The sequence below is a fragment of the Microbacterium ureisolvens genome (genome assembly GCF_019511645.1).
Classification (GTDB): domain Bacteria; phylum Actinomycetota; class Actinomycetes; order Actinomycetales; family Microbacteriaceae; genus Microbacterium; species Microbacterium ureisolvens_A.
Map to the genome: position 1 here is coordinate 1 of NZ_JAEUAX010000020.1, position 24,338 is coordinate 24,338.

A 24,338-nucleotide genomic window follows, 5' to 3' on the forward strand; every position below is an offset into this window, starting at 1 on the left:
GGATGGGCGGGGGCATGGGCGGCGGCGGCCGTCGGCCATGATCCTGGCGTTCCGGTCGCCGCCCGTGCTTGTTAGCGGGCTCGGCCGAACGTGGGAACTCCCTCCGAATGCGCGCTCTGCGGCGCGGAGGGGTTGCATCTGCCGACCGATCTCGGAATCGTGGCCGGTCCGGAACCGCAAACGGAAAGGAAAAGCATGCTCACGCTGACCCAGACCGCCGCCGAGGCCGTCAAAGAGATCGTCGCCCGAGTGCCTCTCGCCGAAGACGGCGGTGTACGCATCCGAGACACGGGAGGCTCGTCCGGATTCGAGTTGAGCGTCGCGCCCGACCCCGGGCCGCACGACACCGTCGTGATCGAAAGCGGCGCCCGTGTCTTCCTCGACGAGACCGCCGCGATCGCACTCGAGGACCGCGTCCTCGACGCCGAGCTCGCGAACGACGGCTCTGTCCGCTTCGCACTCGGAAACCAGGGCTGACCGCAGCGCTTCGAGGCCCCGGCATCCGTTATCGGATGTCGGGGCCTTCGCATTCTCGCGGGCATCAGGCGGTTGCGAGCTGGACGTTGGCCAGTTCGCTGCCGTAATGCTGGCGCATGCCCGTCTTTCGCTCGAGATCTTCGATGACCGCGGACGCGAAGTCCACCCCGTACAACGCGGCGCACGAGCCGAGCCCACCGGGCGAGAACACGTTGACCTCCATCAGCTTGTCGCCCGCGATGTCGAGCCCGACGAGGAACATGCCGTCGAAGAGGAGCTTCGGGCGCACGGCGTCCACGAGATGCAGCATCTCGTCGGTGACCTTCACCGCCTCGGCTTTGCCGCCGGCGGACATGTTCGACCGCACGTCCGCCTCGTTCGGGCGCCGGCGGAACGCGGCGTACACGCCGTCGATCTCCAGCGGCCGGCCGTTCATGAGGAACATCCGCACGTCGCCGTCCTTCGCCGCGGGAAGGTACTCCTGAGCCACCACGTAGCCGTCCCGAGCGATCGCCTCGACGATCTGCGCGATGTTGGGCTCTCGCTCCATGTCGACGAGGAACACCCCGGAACCGCCGGAGCCCTGCAGGGGCTTGAGCACAGCACGCCCTCCGAGCTCACCGATGAACTCACGCACGCGGTCCTCGTCGCGCGTGATCAGCGTTCGCGGCCGCACCACCTCGGGGAACTGCTGGAAGTACGCCTTCGACATCGCGTCCGCGAGAGAGCGCGGATCGTTGACGACCAGGACGCCGGTCTCGGCGACCATCCGCCCGAACGCCAGCCCCGCCGTACTGGCCCACGCACTGTCCCCCGCTTCGGCCGCGGGGTCGGCACGGAGCATGAGCACATCGAAGTCGGCGAGCTCCGTGCGCTCACGCGGCGCGGCCTGCACGTCTTCTAGGTAGCGGTCGAGAGACCGGTAGCGCTTGCCGGCTGTCGCGGTCGCGGTGATCGCCGAAAGCGATCCGTCCGGTTCGTAGCCGAAATCGCGAAGACCCATGAGACACACATCGTGCCCGCGTCCGGCAGCGCTCATCGCGAGTCGGGTCGTGGAGTAGATGGGCTTTTCCGTGGCGATGTCGTTGACGACGAAGCCGATCTTCATCGGGGCTCCTCCGGGGTCGGATGGACGTGCGCCGGCGGAGTCCTGACGCTCCGCGCCGCTGTGAGGTTCATGGTCCTACGCATTCACCAGCGAGACCAGGTCGTCGGCGCGGGCGGCCTCGCGGAGCCTGTCGGCGGACTCGGCGTCCGACAGGTACCGCGGCATGATGCGCGCGGGCGCGAGGAGCTCACGTTCTGCGAGCTCCTGGACGAGAGGCAGGTCCTCGAGGGAGAACTTCCCGAGGAAGAGGAGGTCGAGCGCACCGCCGCGCGCGACGTGGTCCAGCAGCGCCAGCAGGCCGCGCAGATAGATGGCGTCCTTGGTGAAGCCGCCCGCGCGATACACCCGCATGGCGACGCTGTAGGCGCTTCCGGCGGGCAGTCCGTGACCGGTGAGCAGACGGTGCGTCTCGACGAAACTCGCGCCGCCCACCAATGCGTGCACGGCGACGACCCGCGCCGCGAGCTGACGCAACCGCGACGCGGTGAGCCCGCCGCACGCGATCTCGGCGAGCACGGCGAGGCCCTCCTGGGTTTCGTCGTAGTGGGCGAGCCCCGCCCCGAGCATGTGGATGGGCTGCGCGAGTCCGTTCACGTGCGTCACGAGATGCGTGCCCACCTCATGCTGGAGGAGCGCGTTGACGCGGGCGCCGGCCACCGCCGCATTGTGCGAGATGAGGAGCGTGCTCCCTTCGACCAGGACGCCGGAGACATCCTCGCGGATCTCGGCGTGCAGCTCGGCATCCGGATCGATCGATCGGTAATGTGCGATCTCCGCCCTGGCTGCGGCGAGGAATTCCTCCGCGCCAACCGAGTCCCGCTCCAGCTGCCCGTGCGGAAGCCGGCTCAGAAGGTCGTCAGCGGTCTCCACGAGCGCCGGCAGCACCGGCCCGTACTGGGCGATCGACAGCTGCAGGAATTCGGAGGTGTTCCGGGCGCGGAGCATCTCCACCCGGAGCTTCATCTCGCGCTGGCGGTTGCGCAGCAGTGCCGCGAGCGTGGTGTCCGTGACGGCGTCCAGCGGCAGCGCCGCCACCTGCGCATCGAGCACATCAGGGTCGACATCCAGGGTCCGGTACTCGAAGACCGGGTCGACCTCGGGGTGGGCAAGGAACCGCGCACGGATGTCGTCCGCGTTCACCGGTGTCATCTCGAGGAGGAACCGCACCGTGCCTGCGAGGGACGCCATGGCGTGGTCGGCGGCAAGGTCGGCAGCCGAGAACGCGCCCTTCTCGATGACGTCGGTCTCCGGCCCGCCGGCGTCACGGACATGCGTGGGATCGGTGGTCATAGCGTCTCCACCTCGATGAGCGCCTCTCGCAGAGCGGGGATCGTCGACGCCACGGCGCGTGCGAGTTCGTCGATACGAGCCTGGTCGGCTTCGCCGGTCCATTCGTCCATGAACGTCTTCTTGAACTCCAGTGCGAGCACGATGCCCCGGTCGCGGTAGCGGGCGTGCGTCCACGCGGCGAGCTGCTGCCCGCGGAAGCGGACATTTTCGCGCACGTCGAGCGGTCCGGCCGACGTGCCGGCCCGTGCGAGCGACTCGATGAACGCGTCGACGACGGATCCGAAGCGGTCCCGGTCGAGCGAACCCGTGCCGACGTTCACCTCGGGATTCTCCGCCCACGGAGCCGGGGCGGCGTCCGCGCCGTCGCGCCGGTGATTGTAGGAGTGGATGTCGAAGACCACGAAAGGTCCTCGCTCGGCGACCGCGTCCAGCCGGCGGCCCAGCGCCGCGTAGAACGCGTCGTACACCTCGAGGGATCCCGCGACGAGGGCCCGGTCGAGCGGTGGGTCGCGGACGACCTCGAGCCCCCACGCCTCCTCCGCCGAGCGGTAGACCGCTTTTTCCCGCGCGCGGTTCAGGTCGACCTCGAAGCGCGACCGGTGCACTACGACGCGGGCGGGGACCAGTGCCCCGATCTCGTCGGTGTGCGGGTCCTCTTCACGGACTCGGTCTTCATCGGGCAGGACGAGCTCGGCCGCGACCTCCGCGCGGATGTCGTGCCCGTTATGGATCGCCGTGGCGATGAACTGGCCGCTCCAGTCACCGAGGAATTCGAACGCGGACCGCTCCGTGTTGACCATCAGCCCATTGTTTTGCCGCGCGCAGCTGGCCCTCAAGGGCTTGACAGGGTCACCGAGTCCGGACACCCGTGTGGCACGCGTCTGTCCGAGGGCACACGGGCTCGGCGCCATTGCTGGGTAGAATCTTCAGGCCAGCCTCTGTAGCTCAATGGAAGAGCAGTTCCGTCCTAAGGAAACGGTTGGGGGTTCGAGTCCCTCCAGGGGTACAGTCCCCCTTTGCCTTTGACCAGGATGCTGTGCGCGCGGCTCAGGCGAAAGTGCGGCGTGCGGCGAGGAACCGGGAAGCCGCGACGGCTATTGGCCCGGTAGTCGGGACACCGACTTCCCAGCGCGGGATCGGGGTTTAGAGCCCACCTTTGCCGATGGAGGATGCAACGGGCCCAATTTACGGGCGTTCAGCGAGAGAGCCGTCAACCTCGCCCGCACCTGAGAACGCTGCGTGCTGGGAGGGGGATCATCGTGATGCTGCGACGCTGCGCCATATGCCTCAGGTGTACGACTCGAGATCCCACACGGCGTCATGTGATTCGCGGGCAACGCTCCAGCGGTCTTGTTGAATGGATCGACCTGGCTCCGGCGGGTTCCCGAGCCGTCGCGCTCCACCGCCTGGACCGCATCCCCGCGCCGAGCGCCCAGGCCCGAAGATGTCACCAGGAGGCGACGGGCCACCCCTCGGCATCCCATTCGAGCGGCGCGAGGCCGAGCCGGAACTGGCCGCCCAGGTCGGCGTCGTACCAGTGGAAGGCCAGAACGCCGTGCGCGACTGATTGACCACCCGGCCCGACGCGCGACCGGTCGCTCTCAAGGAGGATCGAGCCGCCACCCTCGAGGAGCGGCACACCCTCCCGGTCGAGATACGGCCCCGTCGGAGCATCTGCCCGGCCGACCGCGATGCGATAGGTGCTGTCGGCTCCACGGCAGCAAGAGTCGAAGGAGACTAAGAGGAACCAGTCGCCGTCGTGCTCGACCAGATACGGGGCCTCCACTGCGTTGGGCGGCACTTGCCGATCGGCGATCCGCAGCGGCTCGCCGTCACCGGCGCGCAGCCCGCTCGGCCACGCCAACTCGACCATGCGGATGCCGCTCCAGAATGAGCCGAATGTCATCCACGGCGTGCCGTCATCATCCGTCGCCACTCCCGGGTCGATCGCGTTGAAGTCGTCGGCGCTTGTAGACGCGATGACGGCGCCACGATCAACCCATTCGTAGTCGGGATCCCCGGGGTCGAGCGTCGCGTTTGTCGCCAGGGCGATGACGGACGTGTTCTTCCCGAACGTCGAGGCCGAGTAGTAGAGGTACCACGTGCCGTCGTGCTCGACGAGCTCCGGCGCCCACAGGTTGTCGACGCCGTTCACCTCCTCGCGCAGCCACGCGGGCTTCTCCTCCCACACCTCGCCGGCGTAGCGCCACGTGCGTCCGTCCGTCGAGGAACGCACCTGGATGTTGCCGTCGGCGACGGTGCCGCTGCCCGTCGAGTAAACGAACCACTCGTCACCGTCCTTCGCGAGCGCGGGGTCGTGCGTCGCGAGGTCGCCCGTCAGCTGCCACGAGCCGGCCGGGGCGCACGCCACGAGCGGGGCTGCGAGGGTGAGCGCGGCTACGCCCGCAGACAGCAGCCGACGGATGCCCCGCACGCCGCGCTGCGGTGCGCCCGAGGCATCCGTCGATCGGGTGTAATCAGCCGAGCGCAATGGCGGTCCAAGAGACCGGGGGAAGCGTGACGGTCAGCTCACCCGCGTCGGTCGAGACGGAGTCGTTCGAGCGGGGAGCGACGCGCTCGCGGTCTTCCAGCGTGTTCTTCGCGTACACGTCGTCATCGGACAGGGTGTGGGTTTCGAGCACCGAGACCTCGCCAAGTGCCGCGATGTCGATCGTGATCGTGACGGCTTCGTCCTGGCTGCGGTTCACCAGGAACACCGCCGAACGCCCCGACTGGCGGTCGAACGTCGCGACGGCGTCGACGAGGGACACCTCCCCGTAGACCTTCGTCTCGTAGGTCGGCGACTCGAGCTTGAGCTGCAGCGCCTCGCCCTGCGCGAGCCGCGATGTAATCGAGAAGGGGAAAAAGGTGGTCTGCCGCCACGCGGGACCGCCAGGCTCGGTCATGATGGGCGCGATGACGTTGACGAGCTGCGCGAGCGACGCACTGGTCACCCGGTCGGCGTGCTTGAGGAGTGAGATCATGAGGTTGCCGAACACGACGGCGTCGGCGACCGAGTACACGTCCTCCAGCAGGCGCGGGGCGACCGGCCAGTTCTCGATCCCTTCGATCTTGTCCACGCCGTGGAAGCGGTCGATGTACCAGACGTTCCACTCGTCGAAGGAGATCTCGATCTTCTTCTTCGACCCCCGCACCGCGCCGACGTGATCAGCCGTGGCGACAACGGTCTCGATGAATCCGTCCATGTCCACCGCCGAGGCGAGAAAGCTGCCGAGGTCGCCGTCGCGCTCCTCGTAGTAGGCGTGGCACGAAATGTAGTCGATGTCGTCGTACGTGTGCCCGAGCACGACGCGCTCCCACTCCCCGAAGGTCGGCATGTGGGCCGACGACGATCCGCAGACCACAAGCTTGAGCGACGGGTCGACCTGGCGCATCGCTTTGGCCGTCTGCGATGCAATCTTGCCGTAGTCGTCGGCGGAGCGGTGACCGAGCTGCCAGGGGCCGTCCATCTCGTTGCCGAGGCACCACATTTCCACGGCGAAGGGCTCATCACGCCCATTGGCACGACGCTGCTCACTGAGAGTGGTGCCACCCCGGACGTTGGAGTACTCGAGCAGGTCCAACGCCTCAAGAGTGCCGCGGGTGCCAAGGTTGACGGCCATCATGAGGTCGCTGCCGACCTTCTCGAGCCAGTGCGAGAACTCGTGCAGTCCGACCTCGTTGGTCTCGGTAGAGTGCCACGCGAGGTCGAGGCGCCGGGGGCGCTCCTCACGAGGTCCGACGGAGTCCTCCCACCGGAACCCCGAGACGAAGTTGCCGCCGGGGTAGCGGATCGTCGAAACCCCGAGCTCCTTGACGAGGTCGACGACATCGGCGCGGAAGCCGCAGGCGTCGGCCGTCGGGTGGCCCGGCTCGTAGATGCCGTCATAGACGTGGCGGCCGAGGTGCTCAACGAACCCGCCGAAAAGGCGGCGCTGGATGGGGCCGACCGAGAAGTGGGGGTCGACGGTGAGATGTGCGGAACGCATGAGTGTGCTTTCTGTTCGTGGGAACGGAGTACGGAGGGGGATGACTAGCGGACGCTGCCCACGGCCAGCCCGCCCTGCCAGTAGCGCTGCAGGAAGAGGAACGAGAGGAGGAGCGGTAGCACCGAGATGAACGCGCCGGTCGTGATGAGGTTCCATACCTGCTCGCCGCCGGCGCCGGCGTTTGAAAGGGCCAGCCAGCGGTTGAGACCCACTGTCACCGGAAGGAGATCCGGATTGGTCAGTACGGCGAGCGGGAGGAAAAAGTTGTTCCACGTGCCGACGATCGACAGAAGCAGCACCGTGATGATCGCCGGTCGCAGGAGCGGCACGACGATCGTCGCGAACGTGCGCCACTCCCCTGCGCCGTCGATGCGCGACGCCTCGAGTAGCTCGTCGGGCACAGCATCCTGCGTGTACACCCGCATGAGGTACACACCGAACGGGTTCAGCAGCGACGGCAAGATGACGGCCCATGGCGTATTGATGAGTCCGTACTGGCTCAGCAGCATGAACGTCGGGATCACAAGCGCCGTGAGGGGGACCATCACTGAGCCGAGGATCATGCCGAACATGACGCCACGTCCGCGGAATCGGTACTTGGCGAAACCGTACCCCGCGAGCACGGCGACGACTGTCGCACCGATGCCCGCGCTGAACGCATAGAGGAACGAATTCGCAAGCCAGCGCCAATAGATCCCGCCCTGGTGCTCGAAGAGCCCGGCCACGTTCGTAAAGAACGCGGATGGGTCATCGAACCAGAAGGCGGGGCTCGAGAAGAGGCTCCCGGTGCTCTTGGTGGAGGCGACGAGGAGCCACCAGATAGGGACAATGAAGTAGATCGCCATGATGATCAGCAGCACGTGCGACCCGATGCGGCGGCCGCCGGCGGCGCGGCGGCGCTCGTCACGGGCAAGGCGCTTCTCTTCGCGACTGAGAGGCACGCGCTCGGTCGTCGACACGGTGCGCGTGTCGGGGAGCGATGCGGGGAGGACAGCCATCACTTGAGTCCGCTCTGTCTGCGGGTCAGGAAGAGGAACCCGAACGATCCGATGAACACGACGATTGCGAGCGAGAAGGCGATCGTCGAGGCGTAGTTGAACTGGCTGTAGCTGAACGCCAGAGCGAAGGCGTACATGTTCGGTGTGTAGTCGGCGGGCAAGGCGCCGGAGGCGACGCTGCGGAGCACCGTCGGCTCGGTGAAGAACTGCAGAGTGCCGATCAGAGCGAAGGTGAGGACCATGACCATCGACGACGAGATCATGGGCACCTTGATGCGCGTCGCGATCTGGATGCCATTGGCCCCATCGATGCGCGCCGCCTCGTAGATCGAAGGGTCTATCGCACGCAGAGCCGCGTAGATGACGATCATGTAGTAGCCCGACCATTGCCAGGTGACGACGTTGACCAGGCTGAAAAAGATCGTGCCGGACGACAGGAAGTCGGGCGCGGGCAGACCGAACAGGTCGAATATCGTTCCGGCAGGACCGAACCGGGGGCTGTAGAGGAAGCTCCACATGAGCGCGCCGATGACGACCGGGATGGCGTAGGGGGCGAATATGAACAGCCGCGACGTCTTGGCAAGCCACGTCGCCAGCGTGTCCAGTGTCAGCGCCGCGATGAGCGCGACGATCATCTGCAGCGGGATCATCACGATCGCGAAGAGTGCGACCCGGCCGAGTCCCGCGAGGAAGAGGGGGTCGGTGAAAGCCTTGAGGTAGTTGCCGAGGCCGACGAACTTCGTGCCGGTCGCCAGCGTCGAGCTGAACAGGCTCATGCCGAACGCGTAGACGAGCGGGAAGACGAGGAACGCCGCGAATATGACGAGGAATGGCGTGATGAAGAGCCAGCCGATGTTCTGGCGGCGATGGATGGCGCTGCGGCGGTGCGCGCTCGGTGCGCGCCGGGCCGTGGCCGGTCTGTCGACGACGTTGGTCGCCATGGCGGATCCCTTCCTTGGGTGCGGATTGGAGGTTCGGGCCGGCTCCGGTCGGGAGCCGGCCCGATGAGCTCACTCGAGGGTGAAGCCCTGGTCCTTGGCGTACTTCTCGAGCGTGGCCTGCAGGTCGTCGAGCGCCTGCCCGGCATCCTTCTTCTTGTCGACCACGACGGCGGTCACCTCCTGCTGGAGCTGGTCGTAGGCGTAGTTCTGGAACGGGCTGAACGTGGAGCCCGAGTAGCCTGCGGCCGCGGGGAGGAAAACCTCCTTGTTGATCTGCTGCCCGCCGAAGAACGGGTACTCCAGGTTCGCGAAGTAGTCCGACTCGAGGATGGGCTTCCACAGCGGGAACAGCGCCGCCTTCTCGATGCCGATCTTCCATGCCTCCTCCGTGCCGAAGATCTCCTTCGCGACGGTGGCCGAGGCCTCCTTGTCCTTCGCCTGGCTCGTCACGGCGAAAGTAGAGCCGCCCCAGTTGATCTGGACGGGGTTGCCGGTATCCCACTGGGGAACCGGAGCGGCGCGCCACTGCGCGTTCTCATCCGTGCCCTCAAGACCTTGCAGGTAGCCGGGCCCCCACGCAGCGGCGACGTAGATTGCGTAGGTTCCGTCGACGAGCATCGTGTTGTAGTCGGCCGTGAAAGCCTCGTCGACTGCGACGAGACCCTTGTCGGTCAGGTCCTGCCAGTAGGAGAGGACGTCCTTCGAGCCTTGGTCGTTGACGTCGATGCCGATATCGGTCGGGTTGGCGCTGTCGTACGTGAACGGCACGGAGCCGGACTGCGCGAAGAGCGCCTGAGTGTACGCGCGACCGTTGGGCGGGAAGTCGGCGAGCACACCGGGGGCGCCGGCATCCTTCAGCTTCCGCGCCGCGTCGGCAAACTCGGCCCAGGTCGTGGGCGGGGTGATGCCGTACTTGTCCAGGATGTCCTTGCGGTAGAGCATGCCCATGGGGCCGCCGTCGACAGGGATGGCGTACACGGCATCACCCGACGAGACGTCCTTCCACGCGCCCTCGGTGTAGTCGCCCTTGACCTCGTCGGCGCCGTACTCCGACAGGTCGACGAGGGCGTCCCGGATCGAGAAGCTCGAGAGCACTTCCGACTCGAGCATGATGACGTCGGGAGCGCCGCTGCCGGATTCGACCGCGGTGGAGAACTTGGTGTACTCGTCGTTTCCCTGGCCGGCGTTCGTCCAGCAGACCTGAACCTCGTCGTGCGTCTCGTTGAAAAGGTCGACGACATCTTCGAATGCGGGGTACCAGGCCCAGACGCTCACCTGCGTGGCGTCGGGCTGCTTGATCTCGTTTGTGCAGGATGCTGCGGCGGCCTCGCCGCCGGACGAGCATCCCGTCAGTGCGGCGGCCGTGACGACGACTGCGCCGAGCCCGGCAAGAACCTTCGACTTCATTGGCTGTGTGCTTCCTCTCGCGGTGCTGACACCGGTGTCTTTCGGAGTGGATGCGAGCAACTCTCGTGTGGGCGCCACACTGAGCCTTCGCGATCTGGAACGTTAAAGATTAACGTTCCAGACGAGAGCATGCTGGAGAACCAGGCATCCTGTCAAGCGCCGATTCGAAATAAGTGCGAACAGCGTCAGGCTATGCGCGCGGGCGCGGACTCGCGCTCGACGATGCGGAAGTCCGCCAGCTGCAGGCGCGCCGCGTGACCTGACTGCGGCTGGGCGATGCGATTGAGCAGCGTCTGCACGGCGGTACGTGCGATCCATGGCCGCCCAGGATCGACCGTCGTGAGCGACGGGATGGAGAACTGCGCCTCGTCGAGGTCGTCCCAGCCGACGACCGAGACGTCGTCGGGCACGTGCAGGCCTGCCTCCTCGAGCGCCCGCATAGCGCCGAGGGCGAGCGTGTCGTTGAGCCCGAAGACCGCGTCGAACTCCGCACCTCTCTCGAGCAGCTCGCGCATGGCGCGTGCGCCGTTGGAGCGATGCCAGAGAGTCGTGTACGCGACGATGTCGTCGTCGTACGGGATGCCGGCTGCCTCGAGGGCCTCCCGATAGCCTCGGAGGCGTAGACCCGCGGAGCCGATCACCTCCCCCTCGTGCGCCCCGACGACGGCGATGCGACGACGACCGGAAGCGAGCAGGTAGTCCGTGACAGCGCGCGCCGCCTCAACATTCTGCATCGTGACGTGATCGAGGGCACCGTCGAAGATGCGCTCGCCGAGCAGCACCATGGGGTAGGGCACGTCCAGCCGCGCGACATCCTCCTGGCCCATTCCGAGGGCGCTGAAGATGAGGCCGTCGGTGAGTTTGAGCCGGGGACTGCTCAACAGCTCCAGCTCACGCGTCCTGTCGCCGCCGGTCTGCTCGACGAATACGCCGACGCCGGCGCGCTCCGCCTCGGCGATGACTTCCGCCGCGAGCTCGGCGAAATAGCTCAATGCGAGATCAGGCACGGCGAGCGCGATGGCGCCTGTACGTCCCGAGCGCAGATTCCGCGCCGTCAAATTGGGGGTGTAACCCAGCTCCGCGATGGCTTGCTCGACCTTGGCGCGCGTCGCCGGACGAATATGCGGGTAGTCGCGGATGACATTGGAGACCGTTTGCATCGATACGCCCGCGAGCCGCGCCACGTCGTGCAATGTCGATGCCATTCATCCCCCTCGTCGGACACTGTAGCGCCATCTGGAACGTTGTAAGCAATCAATCGTCGGATCGCCAGTGCGATGGCCAGCATCGCCAGGACCCGCCTGCTCACCACGACAGCTCAAAACATCGACGCCGGTAGGCGAGCAGTTCCAGGCATGCCGCCATATTCACGTCGAATGAGCGCGGGTCGCGGCGACGGCTCACAAACCCGGATCACCTCGGCATAACCGGCCGTTCACTTCATCCCCTCGCATTCGCAGCGCTGGCGGTGCCGCTCGTGAGCTTCCTGGGTCTGACGATTGCGCTGTCGGGGATGGAACACACGCCCCTTCCGACCTGTGGGACCCAGACGTAAACTGCGCGCTTCTTGCCTCGGAGTCTTGTCTACAGCGTGAGCAATGCCACGACGCCCGGACGACGTTCCGCCGCACCGGGATGCGCGGGTGAGTTGTCCCGCCCGGAAGCCCAGGCGCTAGCCCGAAAAGGGGATGAGATAGGGACACAACCCAGGGGGTTGCGTGTTCAGGTGCCACAGAAGGTACGGTGTCGCGGTGCGCCGTCTGGCGCGGGTCGCGCATAGCGGCGGTAGACGCCGCCAGGCCGCTCGGTGTACGGCTCACGCACGAGCGCGAGTAGATCGTTGAAGGGTGCGAGGTCGCCCTTGGTTGCGGCGTCGAGTGCCTCCTCGACGATGTGGTTCCGGGCGATGTAGACCGGGTTGACGGCTCGGATGAGCCCACCGTCCGGCGTCAGCGCCTTCCATCTGTTCAGCCACGCGTCGAGTTCGGGCGCCGGTCCGAGGAAGCGGTCTCGCAGCGGGCGGTCGTCGCCTTCGGCGGCAGCGGCGAGGTCTCGCCAGAAGCCGGTGAAGTCCGCGCGGTGATCAGCCTGCAGGTTCAGTGCGGCGTCAGTCAGTTCGGTGACCACCGACGATTCGACGCGATCTTCTAGGCCCAGCTTGTCGCGGAACGCCGCGGCCCAGTGCGATCGGTAACGTCCGTCGAAGGTGTCGATGATCTCCACGGCGACCTCTTCGACTGTGGATCCATCGTCGGCCAGGAGCGGCGACAGCGCATGTCCGAGCTGCTCGAGATTCCAGCGCATGATGGCCGGCTGCTTGTCGTATGCGTACCGCCCGAACCGATCGATCGAGCTGAAGTACGCACCCGGTTCATACGCGTCCAGGAAGGCGCAGGGGCCGTAGTCGATGGTCTCGGCGCAGGCGAGGACGTTGTCGGTGCTGAGTACGCCGTGCACGAACCCGGTGCGCATCCACTGCGCGGTCAGATGTGCGCTGGCGTCCACGATCTCGCCGAGCAGTGCCCGATACGGGCGGTCGGCCCCGCGCGCCCGCGGGTAGTGGCGCGCGATGACATGATCGGCCAGGCGTCGCAGCAGCGCCGGATCGCCGTGTGCGCCGGCGTACGGGAAGGACCCGAACCGCACGTGACTGGACGCCGTGCGCGCCAGCACGGCACCGGGCAGCACCTGTTCATCGTGGTGGCGAGGGGCACCGGTGGCCACGACGGCGAGCGCCCGGGTGGTGGGCACTCCCAGCGCGTGCATCGCCTCACCCATCAGGTACTCGCGCAGCATCGGTCCGACGACGGCGTAGCCGTCCACGCGCGACATCGACGTCGGCCCGATCCCCTTCAGGTGCACGTCGCGAAGCCGCCCGGCGCGGTCGCGGCGTTCGCCGAGGAGCGCGGCGCGGCCGTCGCCGAGGATGGGCTTGTAGACGCCCCACTGGTGGCCCGCATACACCTGCGCCACGGGGGCGGCGCTGAGCCCGGATGATTCCCCGGTGAGGAAGCGCACGCCCGCGTCCGACCGCAGGTAGGCAGGATCGAGGCCCAGGTCGCGCGCGAGCTCGTCGTTCAGCGCCAGCAGACGCGGCTCGGGCGTGCGCACGGGCGCGACCTCGCGGGAGAGCTCGGGGAAGGCCTCCGCCCAGACTCGCTCGAGTACCGGCGCTTCGCGCGCCACGTCAGCCGCGCTGGCGCTGCAGCGCGCGAGCGAGTCGGGCGGCGGCTTCGGCGAGGCGGTGCTCGCCGGTGTCGCCGAAGGCGAGCCGCAGGTGGCGTGCGGCGTCCGTCCCGGGTCCGGAGGGGAAGAATGAGCCGCGCTGGTACTCCACGCCCTCGGCGCTCGCGTCGGCCGCGAGCCGGTCGGCGTCGACGCGGTCATCGAGCAGTCGCGGCCAGAGGAACAGGCCGCCTTCCGGCACCTCGACGTCGAACTCGCCGGGCGCTTCGCGTTCGAGCGCCTCGGCCAGCGTGCGCGCTCGCGACGCGTAGAGCGCGCGTGCCCGGTCGAGGGTCGCGTCGAACAGACCGGGCTCTTGGGTTAGCAGATCGGCGACGACGGCCTGCACGAAGGTCGACGAGTGCGAGTCCTGACGACTGCGCAGCGCGATGACGTCGGGCGCGAGCCACTCGGGCAGCACGAGCCACCCCAGGCGCAGTCCGGGTCCGAGCGTCTTGGTGAACGTGTTGACGTGGATGACGCGCTCGGAGTGGTTGAACGGCTCCTCCGCAGGGGCGGGTCCGGCGAAGCGCAGTTCGCGATAGGGGTTGTCGGCGAACACGACGAACCCGTACCGCTCCGCCAGTCGCACCAGCTCGCGTCGGCCCTCGAGCGCCAGAGAGCCCTGTGTCGGGTTGTGGAAGTCGGGCACCGTGTAGAGCGCTGCGGGACGCGCGCCGTCCCGCAGCAGCGCACCCAGCTGGTCGACGTCGATGCCGTGAGCGCCCACCCGCACCGGCAGGATGTCGGCCGCCGAGAGCTCGAGGCCCCGCAGGAACAGCGGAAAGATCGGATTGTCGACGGCGACGAGGTCGCCGCGCTCGACCGTCGTCTGGATAGCGAGCGCGAGCCCGTGGAAGCCGCCGTTCGTCACCACGATGCGCGATACCGCCACACGCTCCCGCGCCGCGATCCACTCGCGCAGCGCGGGGATCCCCTCCGTCCGCGAGTACTGCAGCGCCGGCTGGCCGGGCTGCGCGAGTATCCGCGCGGTCGCCTCGGCGAGCTCGGGCGCGGGAAGCACGGACGGATCCGGGATGCCGCCGAGCAGTTCGATCGCGTCCGCACGGCGTTCGCGCAGCGTCTGATCGCCGAAGCCTTTCGGAACGGAGAACGCCGACACGAGTGCGGTTCGTCGGGCGAGGGCGGGCAGCGTGTCGAGGGTCATCGAGGACTCCAGTTCTCAGGCGGTGCGGGCGAGTTCGGTGCGGATGCGCGATCCGGGGCGCGGGATCGCCGATAGCAGCGACCGGGTGTAGTCGTCCTGCGGGTCGGAGAACACGCTTTCGACGCGGCCGCTCTCGACGACCCTGCCGTGCTGCAGCACGGAGACGGAGTCGGCGACCTGCCGCACGAGCGCGAGATCGTGCGAGACGAAGAGGTAGGTGAGGCCGCGCTCGGCCTGGAGCCTCAGGAGCACTTCGACGATGTCGGCCTGCACGCTCACATCGAGGGCGCTCGTGGGCTCGTCGAGCACGATGACGTCGGGCTCGAGGATGAGCGCTCGCGCGATCGCGACGCGCTGCCGCTGACCGCCCGACAGTTCTGCGGGCCGCCGACGGGTGTGGGCCGGGGTGAGGCCGACCGCTGCGAGCGTCTCCGCCACACGCGCCGCGCGCTCGCGGCGGGCACCGACGCGGTACCGCTCGAGCGGTTCGCGCACGATGGCGCCGACGCGCCACGAGGGATCGAGGGAGGTGAACGGGTTCTGGTACACGAGCTGAAGATGACGACGGATGCCGCGCACCGCGTCAGCGCTGCGCCCGACGACCGATTCGCCGTCGACGAAGACGGTGCCGGCATCCGGTTGTTCCAGGCCCAGCAGGGCACGCAGCGCCGTCGTCTTGCCCGAACCCGACTCGCCGACGAGGGCATGGGTCGTGCCCGCGGGAACGGAGAACGACACATCGTCGAGCGCCTTCACCGCGCCACGGTCGGCGGAGAAGGTCTTCGTGAGACCCGACACCTCGATCCGCAGTGGCGCACCGCTGAGCGGCAGCCGGTCCGCGCGCAGCGCGGCGTAACGCTCGGGATTGAGCGCCGGCGCGTCCGCCTGCAGTCGAACCGTGTAGTCCGATCCGGGCTGCGCGAACACGTCGCCGGTTGCCCCGGCATCCTGCACTCGCCCGTCCTTCAGGACCACGATGCGGTCGGTGCGCTCCCCGGCGATCGCGAGGTCGTGCGTGATGAGCAGCAGGCCGATGCCGCGCTCGGTCTGCAGCTGGGTCAGAAGATCGAGTATGCGCTTCTGGATCGTGACGTCGAGCGCGCTCGTCGGCTCGTCGGCGACGATGAGCGAGGGCGCCGGAATCAGTGCCAGGCCGATCAGCACGCGCTGCAGCATGCCGCCCGAGAGCTGGTGCGGGTACGAGTCGTGGACGCGCTGCGGGTCTGAGAGCCCGACCTTCTCGAACGTATCGAGGATGAGGAGGCGCCGGGCCTTCGCGTCGCGCGGTTCGACGAGCGCCGCGGCCTCGTGGGCCTGCGCGCCGATGCGGCGGACGGGGTTGAGCGCGTTCGCGGGATCCTGGGGGACGAAGCCGATCTGCCGGCCTCGCAGCGGACGGAATCGCCGCTCCGGCAGCGAGAGCGTCTCGGTGCCCAGGAACTCGACACTGCCCCGCGCGCGAGCACCATCGGGCAGGAGCCGCAGAACCGAGCGGGCGATCGTGGACTTGCCCGATCCGGACTCGCCGATGAGCGCGAGGCTCTCGCCGCGGGCGAGGCTGAAGCCCGCGTCGAAGACGACCGGGGTCGATCCGTATGAGACCGACAGGCCTTCGACGCGGAGGAGGTCGGGGGTGGTCATGAGCGATCCTTCTGTCTGCCGGTCAGGAGGTCTTGCGCAGCCAGCGGCTGATGCGGTTGATGGAGAGCACCGTCACGACCGTGACGAGCGCCGGGTAGAGCACGAGCCACGGAGCACGGGGGTAGTCCTTGCCCGAGGAGATGAGCAGGCCCCAGTCCGACGCCGGCGGCGGGTCGCCGTAACCGAGGAACGCGAGCCCCGCGATGACGAGGATCGACAGGCCGAACTGCAGCACGGCGAGAGTCAGCACCGAGCGCGACGCGTTCGGCAGCACGTGCCGGAAGAGGATGTGGCCGCGCGAGCCTCCCTGGAGAGCGGATGCCTCGACGAAGACCGCCCGCCTGGTCTTGATGACCTCCGACCTCATGACGCGGGCGAACACCGCGACGGCCGAGACGCCCGTGGCGATCGCGGCGTTGATCGTCTGGAAGCCGAGCGAGCTGACGATGACCACCGCGAGAAGGAAGCTCGGGATGGCGAGGAGCACGTCCACCACGCGCGCGAGCGCGATGTCCGTCCACCCGGCGAAGAAGCCGGCGACCAGGCCGATCGCGCCGCCGACGACGACCCCGATCCCCACCGCTACGAGTGCGCTCAGCACGGAGGACTGGGTGCCGAACACCACGCGCGCGAACTGGTCGCGACCGAGCTGGTCGGTGCCGAAGACGTGCTCGAGACTCGGCGGCAGGAACTTGTCGGCCGGAACGCCGACCGCGGGATCGTAGGACGTGAACAGCGCGGGGACGCTCGCCCAGGCGAGCACGACCGCGAGGGCGATGAACGACAGCGCGACGGTCGGCGGCACGACCGCGGCGAAGGCGCGGCCGGCGGTGACGGGGCGTCGGATCGTGAGGGCTGCGCCGGTCATATGACGCTCACCTCCTCCTGGAGCGGGGTCCGGATCGGCTGCTCGGCGACGGGTGAGGCGTCGCGCGAGCGAAGGGTCCGCTCGAGGCTCACGCGCGGGTCGAGCAGGGGGTAGGCGAGGTCGGCGATGAGGTTGACGATCACGAAGACGACGGCCGCGAGCGAGACGACGGCTTGCAGCACCGGCAGATCCTGGCTGGCGACGGCGCGCTGCACGAGCGTGCCGATACCGGTGCGGCCGAAGATCGTCTCCGTGATGAGCGAGCCGCCCAGCAGCTCGCCGACGATGAGCGCCAGCACGGTGATCGTCGGCAGCGCCGAGGGTTTGACGAGATGACGCGCGAACAGCCGGGTGCGGCGCAGACCCTGTGAACGGGCGACAGCGACGTATTCCTGGCGCGACTCGTGATCGAGGTTGGCGATGAGTACCTCGGCGAGCTGGGCCGACACGGGGATGCCGAGGGCGATCGCCGCGAAGAAGGTGGACCAGGGACTCTCGGCGTCGATGATGCGGAAAAGCCCGAGGCCGAATGCGAAGACCTGGATCAGCAGCAGGCCGATGACGAAGTTCGGCACGGAGAGGAACAGCGACGGCAGCGCGCGCAGGAGGCCCTGCCCGTACTTCGCGGGCAGCACCTGCGTGCCCCACGCGATGAGCGCGGCCACGATGATCGCCACGACCAGCGCCGTCGACGCGAGGATGAGCGTCGACGGCAGCGCCTCGGCGATGAGCTGGTCCACCGGAAGGTTGGAGCGCAGCGAGATGCCGAAGTCACCGGTGAGGAACCGCGTCAACGAGGTCCACAGCTGAGTCAGCAGCGGCTCATCGAGCCCGTAGTAGGCGATGATGCGGTCGATGTCTTCCTGCGTGAACCCGTTGTCGGGATTCTTCAGCGTGCTCGACACCGGATCACCGGGAAGCACACTGATCACGAAGAACGTGAAGACATAGGCGAGCAGCACCACGACGATCGCCTGCGCTGTGCGCGACAGCGCGAAGCGCGCGTAAGGGGATTTCATCTCGGCATCCTCGGGATCGGGAACGGATGCCGGGGCGCCGCGTCCCTGGAGGAGGCGGCGCCCCGACGGGTCAACGGTCGAGCCAGGCGGTGAAGTAGTTCGCGTAGGCGAGGCCGTTGTACGTGACGTCCTTCACTTCGGGCGACTGCACATAGACGCGCTGCACGATCTGAGTGATCGGCGCGAAGTAGCCCTTCTCGAGGACGTACTGCTGCAGCTCCTCGAACACCGGCTCACGAGACTCGCGGTCCGTCGCGGAGGCCAGCTGCGCGGCGAGGTCGTTCAGGGTCTCGTCGCTCGTGCCGACCTTGAACCAGTCCTCGTCGCCCGGATTGCTCGCCGTCAGCACACCGGGGATGGTGCCGATGTCGACGAAGCTGCGGGTGATCTCCGTGGCCTGCAGGGTCTTGTTGTTGATGACCTTCTCGCCGTACGTCACCACGTCGTACGCCTCGATGTCGACCGTGAAGCCGATCTCGGCGAGCTGCTGCGCGACGAGCTCGTCGATCGCCTTGGAGGTGGCGAGATACGGGTTCGGGTAGAGAGTCAGCGCGAGCTGCTGCCCGTCCTTCTCGCGAACGCCGTTGGCGCCCTCCACCCAGCCGGCATCGTCCAGCAGCTGCTCGGCGAGGTCCGGGTCGTAGGCGAACGCATCAGTGTGGTCGGTAGCCTCGGGCACATTGCTCTGCACGAATGACTCGGCGGCGAACCAGTCCTCCGTGTAGACGGTCGACAGGATCTCATCGCGGTCGATGCCGTGCGTGAACGCCTGGCGCACCGCCTCCTCGCCGAACGGCGCTGCCGTGGTGTTGAGGGCATAGCCGTTGACGAAGCCGAGGTAGCGCGGCACCGCGACCTCGAAGCCCTCGTCCTTCAGCGCGTCGAGCTCCTGCGGCGACGCGTTGTACGCGACATCCGCCTGTCCCGACTGGACCGAGCCCGTGCGCAGCGTCGGCTCGGCCACGATCTTGTACGTGATCGTGTCGAGGTAGGCCGGGCCGTCGTGCTCGAGAGCCTCGGGGCCCCAGTCGTAGTCCTCGCGCTTGGTCAGGACGACGCTGTCGCCCTCCTTCCACGACTCGACGACGAATGGCCCGCTGCCGATGTCGTTCGACAGATCCGCCTGCTCCTCCGCCGGGAGCGCCAGCGACTCGGGCGAGATGAGGATCGATCCGTGGTACGCGAGCGTCGGGATGAAGCTCAGCGTCGCCTTCGAGAATGTCACCTTCACCGTCGCATCGTCGACGGCCTCCGCGCCGACGTAGTTCGCCGACGGGAACAGCCCGACGCGGGCGATGCCCTTGTCGGGGGCGCCCTTCGCCCAGATGTCGATGTTCGCGACGACGGCCGCTGCGTCGACCGGCGTTCCGTCGGAGAACGTGACGCCGTCCTTCAGGTGGATCGTGAACTCCGTCGCCGCGTCGTTCTGCTCCCAGCTCTCCGCGACCCACGGGCTGAGTTCGCCGTCGCCGTCGACGTAGATGAGCTTGTCGGTCAGGTGCCCCCACACGTGACCCTGGTAGCTGGAGATCGAGCTCGAGTTGGGGATCCACGTGGCTCCGAGCGAGTCGATGAGGAAGGTGAGGTCGCCGCCCTCCTTCGGCTCGTCCGAGCCGGCGCTCGCCTGAGAGGCGGCGCCGCCGGCGCAGCCGGCGAGGAGAGCGACGGCGGCGAGCGCCGTGGTGGCGACGAGGGCGGCACGTCGCAACGGGTGTCGGGTGCGGGTGGTCATGATGTTCCTTGCTGTGAGGGGTGCGGGTCGGCAGTGAGGCGGTTGCCGAGATGTCCGGGGCCAGAGGCCCCGAGGTTCAGAGGGCCTTGCCGGGATTGAGCAGTTCGAACGGGTCGAAGGCGGCTTTGACGGCGAGCTGGGCTTCGCGGCTGCGTGGCGAGAGCTCCAGCGCCGCGAGTTCCCGCTTGACCGTTCCGATGCCGTGCTCGCCGCTCACCGTGCCGCCCAGCGACAGCGCGAGGCGGGCGAGCTCGTCGGACGCGTCGTGGAGCTCCGCCGGCGGGACGAGTGGGTCGGCGCCGTCGGGGATGGGCCTGGTGATGACGGGATGGAGGTTGCCGTCGCCCGCGTGCGCGACGGCCCCGATCTCGACCCCGAAGCGCTCCTCGAGTTCCGGCAGCGCGGCGTAGACGTCGGGGATCCGCGACTTCGGCACGGCGATGTCGCCGCCGGCGAACCACGAGCGCTCGTCGAAGCCGCGCCCACCCCGGCGGAGTGCCCACAGCGCCTGGCCCGCAGCATCCGTCTCCTGGGTGACGCACCCGCCGACAGCCTCGAGGGCGTCACGAAGGTCGGCGAACTGCTCGTCGATCCCGTAGCCGTCGAGCTCGATGAGCAGGAGCGAACCGCCACGGATGCTGAGATCTGTGCCGCGGTGTCTATCGATGTTGGCGAGCGTGCGTCCGTCGAGGAACTCGATGACGGCGGGGCGCACCGAGCTGCGCGTGATGGCGGACAGAGCCGACGCCCCGGCCGCGGTCGAGTCGAAGAACGCCGACACCGTGCGACGGGCGACCGGGATGGGGCGCAGCCGGACGGTCGCACGGACGACGATTCCCAGCACTCCCTCCGAGCCGACGAACAGCGAGACCAGGTCGAGCCCGGTGACCCCCTTGATCGAGCGGTGGCCGACCGTTATGAGTTCGCCGTCGGCGAGCACCACGTCGAGAGCGAGCACCGACTCGCGGGTGACGCCGTACTTCGCGCAGCGCAGGCCGCCGGCGTTGGTGGCGACGTTGCCGCCGATCGTCGAGATCTCGTAGCTCGCGGGGTCGGGCGCATAGAACAGGCCCCACGCCGCGAGATGCTCGTTGAGCGCGGCGTTCAGCACCCCCGGTTCGACGACGGCGACCTCGTCGAGCGGGGCGACTTCCACGATGCGGTCGAGCCGCTCCGCCGAGACGACGAGCTGTGCGGCGGTCGCCGAGGCTCCGCCGGAAAGACCTGTGCCTGCGCCGCGCGGCACGATCGTGACGCCGTGTCGGGCGGCGGCGCGGACGACCTCCTGCACCTCCTCGGTGGTGGCAGGGAGCGCCACGGCGGGACCGGATGCTGCATCCCCGCGCGCCCGCCCCGTCGCAGCGTCGTCGAGGTAGGCGATCGTGTCGGCAGAGGGGGCGAGCACCGTGATGTGCGGGAAGCTCGTCGCGAGGTCGTCGAGCACGTCGGAGAGCGCGCTGATGCGCGTCGTGAGTTCGCTGACGGGGGCCGTGGCAGCCATGGGGGCCTTTCGCAAGGAGTGTCGAAGCGGAGCAGGTACCCCTCCGCGGCTTCCCCAGACGGTAGGGAAAGTCCTCGCGTCCGTGCGCTGCCTCATGTCACCCGGCGTCCGAGTGGGTCACGGCTCGTCGCACAACGTCACGCGACGACATCTTTCTGGACTCGGTTCAGCGAGTCCGCAGGTCGTCCTCTGCGAGGTCAGCGTGCGCGATAGCGGCGCCCCCTGCGCGCACGCGAAGCGCCGAAGTCGGCCGCGCGACTGGCGCCGGCTTGAACCAGCTCCCCGCACACGCGGCAGGCGATCGCCCGCCGATGGCCCGTCCTCCGTTCGCCGCACGCCGCGGGATCCGAATCGAGTGCGGGTGAGCTCCGCGCTCTCGTTTCGCCGAGCGCGGCTCAGTGGATCGTCTCGCCCCGCTCGAGCATGGCGACGTACTGGGCGACGCGGGCCGCACGGCTCTCTGGCCGCTTCAGGCTGCTCACGCGGAACGTCATCGCGAAGCGGTTCTGCGCCGACTGCGCGGCGAACGCGGCGGCGATCGCCGGGTCGGCGTCGAGTGCCGCCTGGAGCTCGGGCGGGATCTCTCCGTCGCGCTGACGGTAGGCGGCATCCCATCGCCCATCTGCCTTCGCACGGTCGATCTCACGGAGGCCGGCCGGCCGCATCCGGCCCTCCTCGATCAGACGGGCGGCATGCTCGATGTTGACCTTCGACCACACCCCGCGCGGCCGGCGCGGCGTGAAGACCTGCAAGAAGTAGTCGGCATCCAGTGATTGCTTCTGCCCGTCGATCCAGCCGAAGCACAGCGCGGCGTCCAACGCCTCGGCGTATGTGATGCCCGGCTTGTTCGACGCCACCTTGCGGACGCGCAGCCTCACTCCGTCGGGATCTGGATCGGACTCCAGCCAGCGCTCCCATTCCTCGACGGTGTCCACGTGCAGCTCGGGCTTGGCAGAGGCGGCGACCATCCTCGAACGGTAGACCCTTGCGCCGACACGTTCGCAACGGGGGCACGGCCCCCGGGATCACGACGACCGGCGCCTCGATAGTGTCGACGCGTGAGCGAGCGTACGAGATCGATCGTCGCGTGGACGGTTGCCGGAATCGTGATCGCGGCAGGTGCCGTCGTGCTGATCGTCGGGTTGCTGACTCCGGTCACATTCGGCTGGTTCGCGTACCAACCGCTCGCCGACGCGATGTTCGTTCCCGGTGCCGGCGTGTTCTTGTCCCCCGTCACCATCATCGGGTGGGTCATCCTGACAATCGGGCTTCTGGCAGTCGCCTTCCTCGCCGGCCGGCGTACTGCGCGAGGGCGACCCAAACGCCCGAACTCCGATTCTGCGATCTGAGGCCAGCCACGGACAGACTCCACAAACGCGAAGTGCCCGCATAGCGATCGCAGGACTCACCCTTGCCGGGTTAGCCGTCAGCCCGGCTCAGTGGGTGATGTTGGTGAGGGGCTGGATGATCTGGAACATGCCGGTCATGTCGCGGCGCATGAAGCCGATCGATTCGTACAGGCCGGCTTCTGCGAGCTCTCGATGCTCCTCCGCGGTGGGAAGACGGTCCTCGAGCGACCACGTGGCTGTCATCGGCCGACCTCCTCACGGATATCCGAGGATCCGAGAGCGACGGCGCCATGCGTATCGATTCCGAACATCTGCCCTGGGGAGCGCAGGCCACGGAAGTACATATTGGTGTGCGCGACGATCTGCGCACCGGTGATCATGACACCGTCGTGCTCGGCATCCGTGGTCGTATGCGCGTCCGACACCAGCGTCACCTCGTATCCGCGTGCGGCGGCGGACTGCGTCGTGGTACGGATGCAGTAGTCGCTCTGCGCTCCGGCGACCACCAGCCTGGTTACGCCGAGCCCAGTCAGGATGTCGTCGAGGTCGGTGTCGGCGAACGAGTCCCGGTATGCCTTCCGCACCAGCGGTTCATCATCTCGCCGCCGTAGAGCCGGGACGAGCTGCCAAGACTCCGTGCCCTCCGCGAAGTCTCCGTGATCCTGCACCCACACGACCGGCACTCCCTCTGCGCGAGCACGGTCGACGAGCGTCGCGGTTCTCGCGACCACCCCTGCGGCGTCGACGCAATCAATCACCACTCCGACCTGCAGGTCGATCACGATCACGGCAGAAGATGACGAAACCACGACCACGATTATCTCAACGCGCCGCGGCGGTGACTGCGCCAGGACGTGAGCCAGAATCGGAGAGCGAGTGGCGTGCTTCGCCCGTGGACCCGTCGCGATGCCGCCATCCCCGTCGTGGATGAACCGAGTACTACGAGTTGATCTGCTCCACGACGTCGTCCGCGGACTTCTCGATCGCTTCGCGCAGCTTCTCGTAGTCATCGGCGTCGATCGCCTTGCTGATGCGCTTGTCCGCACGGCTCAGCGCCTTCTCCACGTTGTCCGCCCACTTGTCGTCGACCACCGCGACGACCGCCGAGGTTCCCGGCGCGAGGTACTCGTCGACGTCCACCCCGAACTGCTTCTCCTCGCGGTTCTTCTTGATCTTGCCCAGGATCGCCCCGACGCCAGCGCCGACCGCGGTGGCCGCGAGCAGCGGCGGCGCGAACAGGCCGACGACCACGCCGGCGCCGGCACCCCACGCGGCACCCTTGCCGACCGACTTGTCGCCGTGCTCCTTGACCTGCACCTTGCCGTCCTTATCGCGGACCAGCACGACCGCGCCGACGACCTCGTAGCCACCGGCGTCCTGGCCACTTCGCAGGGCCTGGTAGTCGTCGGATGCAGACGCGGTGTCGTCGTACGAGCCGACCACCAGCGCAAGGTTCTTCGTACCCATAGATCCATCTCCTTCGGTCGATCACGAAGGCGACCGATCTCGCCGCCTCCGGCTCCGGGTCATCAAGGTGCTGCGATCCTATTGCGGCGCCCGCTGCCCGACCAGAGTCCGACGAAGGCCGAGGGACCAGACCGTCGCGGTTCCTGTCAAGGTGCCGC

Annotated in this window: 22 protein-coding genes and 1 tRNA gene; 3 read left to right on the forward strand and 20 right to left on the reverse strand. The window is 68.0% G+C overall.

Translation table 11 applies throughout. The features are described from left to right. The first annotated feature begins 195 nt into the window (after window positions 1–195). A complete protein-coding gene (locus JNB61_RS19260) occupies window positions 196–477 on the forward strand; it encodes a Fe-S cluster assembly protein HesB (protein ID WP_159842943.1) in 282 nt (93 codons plus the stop codon). A gap of 64 nt (window positions 478–541) precedes the next feature. Here the strand turns inward: JNB61_RS19260 and JNB61_RS19265 are convergent, their stop codons facing one another. The 3 genes from JNB61_RS19265 to JNB61_RS19275 all read right to left on the reverse strand — a co-directional run bounded on the left by JNB61_RS19265 (window position 542) and on the right by JNB61_RS19275 (window position 3,675). Next, the gene (locus tag JNB61_RS19265) at window positions 542–1,585 is read right to left on the reverse strand and encodes a glutathione synthetase (RefSeq protein ID WP_220340682.1); all 1,044 of its coding nucleotides are present in this window, start codon (window positions 1,583–1,585) and stop codon (window positions 542–544) included. Window positions 1,586–1,660: 75 nt separating this feature from the next. Next, the gene (locus JNB61_RS19270; RefSeq protein ID WP_222855586.1) at window positions 1,661–2,875 is read right to left on the reverse strand and encodes a flavohemoglobin expression-modulating QEGLA motif protein; all 1,215 of its coding nucleotides are present in this window, start codon (window positions 2,873–2,875) and stop codon (window positions 1,661–1,663) included. Further along, window positions 2,872–3,675 carry an N-formylglutamate amidohydrolase gene (locus JNB61_RS19275; protein WP_220340683.1) on the reverse strand — a complete coding sequence of 268 codons (804 nt, stop codon included), beginning with the start codon at window positions 3,673–3,675 and terminating at the stop codon, window positions 2,872–2,874. Before JNB61_RS19275 ends, JNB61_RS19270 begins: the two co-directional genes overlap by 4 nt. Before the next feature lie 134 nt (window positions 3,676–3,809). On the opposite strand from JNB61_RS19275, the gene JNB61_RS19280 reads away from it, so the two are divergent. Then, a tRNA-Arg gene (locus JNB61_RS19280) sits at window positions 3,810–3,881 on the forward strand. Window positions 3,882–4,322: 441 nt separating this feature from the next. Here JNB61_RS19280 and JNB61_RS19285 read toward each other — a convergent pair. The 14 genes from JNB61_RS19285 to JNB61_RS19350 form a co-directional block, all read right to left on the reverse strand. Next, window positions 4,323–5,366: an arabinan endo-1,5-alpha-L-arabinosidase gene (locus tag JNB61_RS19285; RefSeq protein ID WP_223214995.1), complete on the reverse strand. Its 1,044-nt coding sequence runs from the start codon at window positions 5,364–5,366 to the stop codon at window positions 4,323–4,325. Next, on the reverse strand, window positions 5,353–6,864 hold the full coding sequence (arfA, locus tag JNB61_RS19290) for an arabinosylfuranosidase ArfA (protein ID WP_220340684.1): 1,512 nt from the start codon (window positions 6,862–6,864) through the stop codon (window positions 5,353–5,355). Before arfA ends, JNB61_RS19285 begins: the two co-directional genes overlap by 14 nt. 44 nt (window positions 6,865–6,908) lie before the next feature. Next, on the reverse strand, window positions 6,909–7,862 hold the full coding sequence (locus JNB61_RS19295; protein WP_220289494.1) for a carbohydrate ABC transporter permease: 954 nt from the start codon (window positions 7,860–7,862) through the stop codon (window positions 6,909–6,911). Beyond that, window positions 7,862–8,803 carry a carbohydrate ABC transporter permease gene (locus tag JNB61_RS19300; protein ID WP_220289496.1) on the reverse strand — a complete coding sequence of 314 codons (942 nt, stop codon included), beginning with the start codon at window positions 8,801–8,803 and terminating at the stop codon, window positions 7,862–7,864. Before JNB61_RS19300 ends, JNB61_RS19295 begins: the two co-directional genes overlap by 1 nt. Before the next feature lie 69 nt (window positions 8,804–8,872). Next, window positions 8,873–10,210, reverse strand: a complete 1,338-nt coding sequence (locus tag JNB61_RS19305) for an ABC transporter substrate-binding protein (protein ID WP_220289508.1) — start codon at window positions 10,208–10,210, stop codon at window positions 8,873–8,875. Window positions 10,211–10,395: 185 nt separating this feature from the next. Continuing rightward, window positions 10,396–11,415: a LacI family DNA-binding transcriptional regulator gene (locus JNB61_RS19310; protein ID WP_220340685.1), complete on the reverse strand. Its 1,020-nt coding sequence runs from the start codon at window positions 11,413–11,415 to the stop codon at window positions 10,396–10,398. A gap of 517 nt (window positions 11,416–11,932) precedes the next feature. Then, on the reverse strand, window positions 11,933–13,396 hold the full coding sequence (locus JNB61_RS19315; RefSeq protein WP_220340686.1) for a protein adenylyltransferase SelO: 1,464 nt from the start codon (window positions 13,394–13,396) through the stop codon (window positions 11,933–11,935). Window position 13,397: 1 nt separating this feature from the next. Beyond that, window positions 13,398–14,603 carry an aminotransferase-like domain-containing protein gene (locus JNB61_RS19320; RefSeq protein WP_220340687.1) on the reverse strand — a complete coding sequence of 402 codons (1,206 nt, stop codon included), beginning with the start codon at window positions 14,601–14,603 and terminating at the stop codon, window positions 13,398–13,400. 15 nt (window positions 14,604–14,618) lie between these two features. Then, window positions 14,619–16,244 carry a dipeptide ABC transporter ATP-binding protein gene (locus JNB61_RS19325; RefSeq protein ID WP_220340688.1) on the reverse strand — a complete coding sequence of 542 codons (1,626 nt, stop codon included), beginning with the start codon at window positions 16,242–16,244 and terminating at the stop codon, window positions 14,619–14,621. 22 nt (window positions 16,245–16,266) lie between these two features. Beyond that, a complete protein-coding gene (locus tag JNB61_RS19330) occupies window positions 16,267–17,112 on the reverse strand; it encodes an ABC transporter permease (RefSeq protein ID WP_220340689.1) in 846 nt (281 codons plus the stop codon). Beyond that, window positions 17,109–18,131, reverse strand: a complete 1,023-nt coding sequence (locus JNB61_RS19335; RefSeq protein ID WP_220340690.1) for an ABC transporter permease — start codon at window positions 18,129–18,131, stop codon at window positions 17,109–17,111. Before JNB61_RS19335 ends, JNB61_RS19330 begins: the two co-directional genes overlap by 4 nt. Before the next feature lie 70 nt (window positions 18,132–18,201). After that, complete coding sequence (locus JNB61_RS19340; protein WP_220340691.1) at window positions 18,202–19,863, reverse strand: ABC transporter substrate-binding protein; 1,662 nt, start codon at window positions 19,861–19,863, stop codon at window positions 18,202–18,204. Window positions 19,864–19,939: 76 nt separating this feature from the next. Continuing rightward, window positions 19,940–21,364 (reverse strand): FAD-binding oxidoreductase, encoded by a 1,425-nt coding sequence (locus JNB61_RS19345; protein ID WP_220340692.1) that lies wholly within the window; start codon window positions 21,362–21,364, stop codon window positions 19,940–19,942. A gap of 395 nt (window positions 21,365–21,759) precedes the next feature. Further along, window positions 21,760–22,332: a YdeI/OmpD-associated family protein gene (locus JNB61_RS19350; protein ID WP_220340693.1), complete on the reverse strand. Its 573-nt coding sequence runs from the start codon at window positions 22,330–22,332 to the stop codon at window positions 21,760–21,762. 90 nt (window positions 22,333–22,422) lie between these two features. Between JNB61_RS19350 and JNB61_RS19355 the strand changes: the two genes are divergently transcribed. Next, window positions 22,423–22,713 carry a hypothetical protein gene (locus JNB61_RS19355; protein ID WP_220340694.1) on the forward strand — a complete coding sequence of 97 codons (291 nt, stop codon included), beginning with the start codon at window positions 22,423–22,425 and terminating at the stop codon, window positions 22,711–22,713. A gap of 87 nt (window positions 22,714–22,800) precedes the next feature. Here the strand turns inward: JNB61_RS19355 and JNB61_RS19360 are convergent, their stop codons facing one another. From JNB61_RS19360 to JNB61_RS19370, 3 genes are all read right to left on the reverse strand, one after another. Next, window positions 22,801–22,956 (reverse strand): hypothetical protein, encoded by a 156-nt coding sequence (locus JNB61_RS19360; protein ID WP_220340695.1) that lies wholly within the window; start codon window positions 22,954–22,956, stop codon window positions 22,801–22,803. Continuing rightward, window positions 22,953–23,522, reverse strand: coding sequence for a cysteine hydrolase family protein (locus JNB61_RS19365; protein ID WP_308291308.1), 570 nt, complete (start codon window positions 23,520–23,522; stop codon window positions 22,953–22,955). The genes JNB61_RS19360 and JNB61_RS19365 overlap by 4 nt, the downstream gene beginning before the upstream one ends. Window positions 23,523–23,652: 130 nt before the next feature. Continuing rightward, a complete protein-coding gene (locus JNB61_RS19370; RefSeq protein WP_159842887.1) occupies window positions 23,653–24,180 on the reverse strand; it encodes a DUF1269 domain-containing protein in 528 nt (175 codons plus the stop codon). Window positions 24,181–24,338 lie beyond the last annotated feature (158 nt).

What these genes read in the sequence shown, in the direction of transcription:
- JNB61_RS19260 (WP_159842943.1), top strand. Translation starts at nt 196, where the DNA reads ATGCTCACGCTGACCCAGACCGCCGCCGAGGCCGTCAAAGAGATCGTC.
- JNB61_RS19265 (WP_220340682.1), bottom strand. Translation starts at nt 1,585, where the DNA reads ATGAAGATCGGCTTCGTCGTCAACGACATCGCCACGGAAAAGCCCATC.
- JNB61_RS19270 (WP_222855586.1), bottom strand. Translation starts at nt 2,875, where the DNA reads ATGACCACCGATCCCACGCATGTCCGTGACGCCGGCGGGCCGGAGACC.
- JNB61_RS19275 (WP_220340683.1), bottom strand. Translation starts at nt 3,675, where the DNA reads ATGGTCAACACGGAGCGGTCCGCGTTCGAATTCCTCGGTGACTGGAGC.
- arfA (WP_220340684.1), bottom strand. Translation starts at nt 6,864, where the DNA reads ATGCGTTCCGCACATCTCACCGTCGACCCCCACTTCTCGGTCGGCCCC.
- JNB61_RS19295 (WP_220289494.1), bottom strand. Translation starts at nt 7,862, where the DNA reads ATGGCTGTCCTCCCCGCATCGCTCCCCGACACGCGCACCGTGTCGACG.
- JNB61_RS19300 (WP_220289496.1), bottom strand. Translation starts at nt 8,803, where the DNA reads ATGGCGACCAACGTCGTCGACAGACCGGCCACGGCCCGGCGCGCACCG.
- JNB61_RS19305 (WP_220289508.1), bottom strand. Translation starts at nt 10,210, where the DNA reads ATGAAGTCGAAGGTTCTTGCCGGGCTCGGCGCAGTCGTCGTCACGGCC.
- JNB61_RS19310 (WP_220340685.1), bottom strand. Translation starts at nt 11,415, where the DNA reads ATGGCATCGACATTGCACGACGTGGCGCGGCTCGCGGGCGTATCGATG.
- JNB61_RS19320 (WP_220340687.1), bottom strand. Translation starts at nt 14,603, where the DNA reads ATGACCCTCGACACGCTGCCCGCCCTCGCCCGACGAACCGCACTCGTG.
- JNB61_RS19325 (WP_220340688.1), bottom strand. Translation starts at nt 16,244, where the DNA reads ATGACCACCCCCGACCTCCTCCGCGTCGAAGGCCTGTCGGTCTCATAC.
- JNB61_RS19330 (WP_220340689.1), bottom strand. Translation starts at nt 17,112, where the DNA reads ATGACCGGCGCAGCCCTCACGATCCGACGCCCCGTCACCGCCGGCCGC.
- JNB61_RS19335 (WP_220340690.1), bottom strand. Translation starts at nt 18,131, where the DNA reads ATGAAATCCCCTTACGCGCGCTTCGCGCTGTCGCGCACAGCGCAGGCG.
- JNB61_RS19340 (WP_220340691.1), bottom strand. Translation starts at nt 19,863, where the DNA reads ATGACCACCCGCACCCGACACCCGTTGCGACGTGCCGCCCTCGTCGCC.
- JNB61_RS19345 (WP_220340692.1), bottom strand. Translation starts at nt 21,364, where the DNA reads ATGGCTGCCACGGCCCCCGTCAGCGAACTCACGACGCGCATCAGCGCG.
- JNB61_RS19350 (WP_220340693.1), bottom strand. Translation starts at nt 22,332, where the DNA reads ATGGTCGCCGCCTCTGCCAAGCCCGAGCTGCACGTGGACACCGTCGAG.
- JNB61_RS19360 (WP_220340695.1), bottom strand. Translation starts at nt 22,956, where the DNA reads ATGACAGCCACGTGGTCGCTCGAGGACCGTCTTCCCACCGCGGAGGAG.
- JNB61_RS19370 (WP_159842887.1), bottom strand. Translation starts at nt 24,180, where the DNA reads ATGGGTACGAAGAACCTTGCGCTGGTGGTCGGCTCGTACGACGACACC.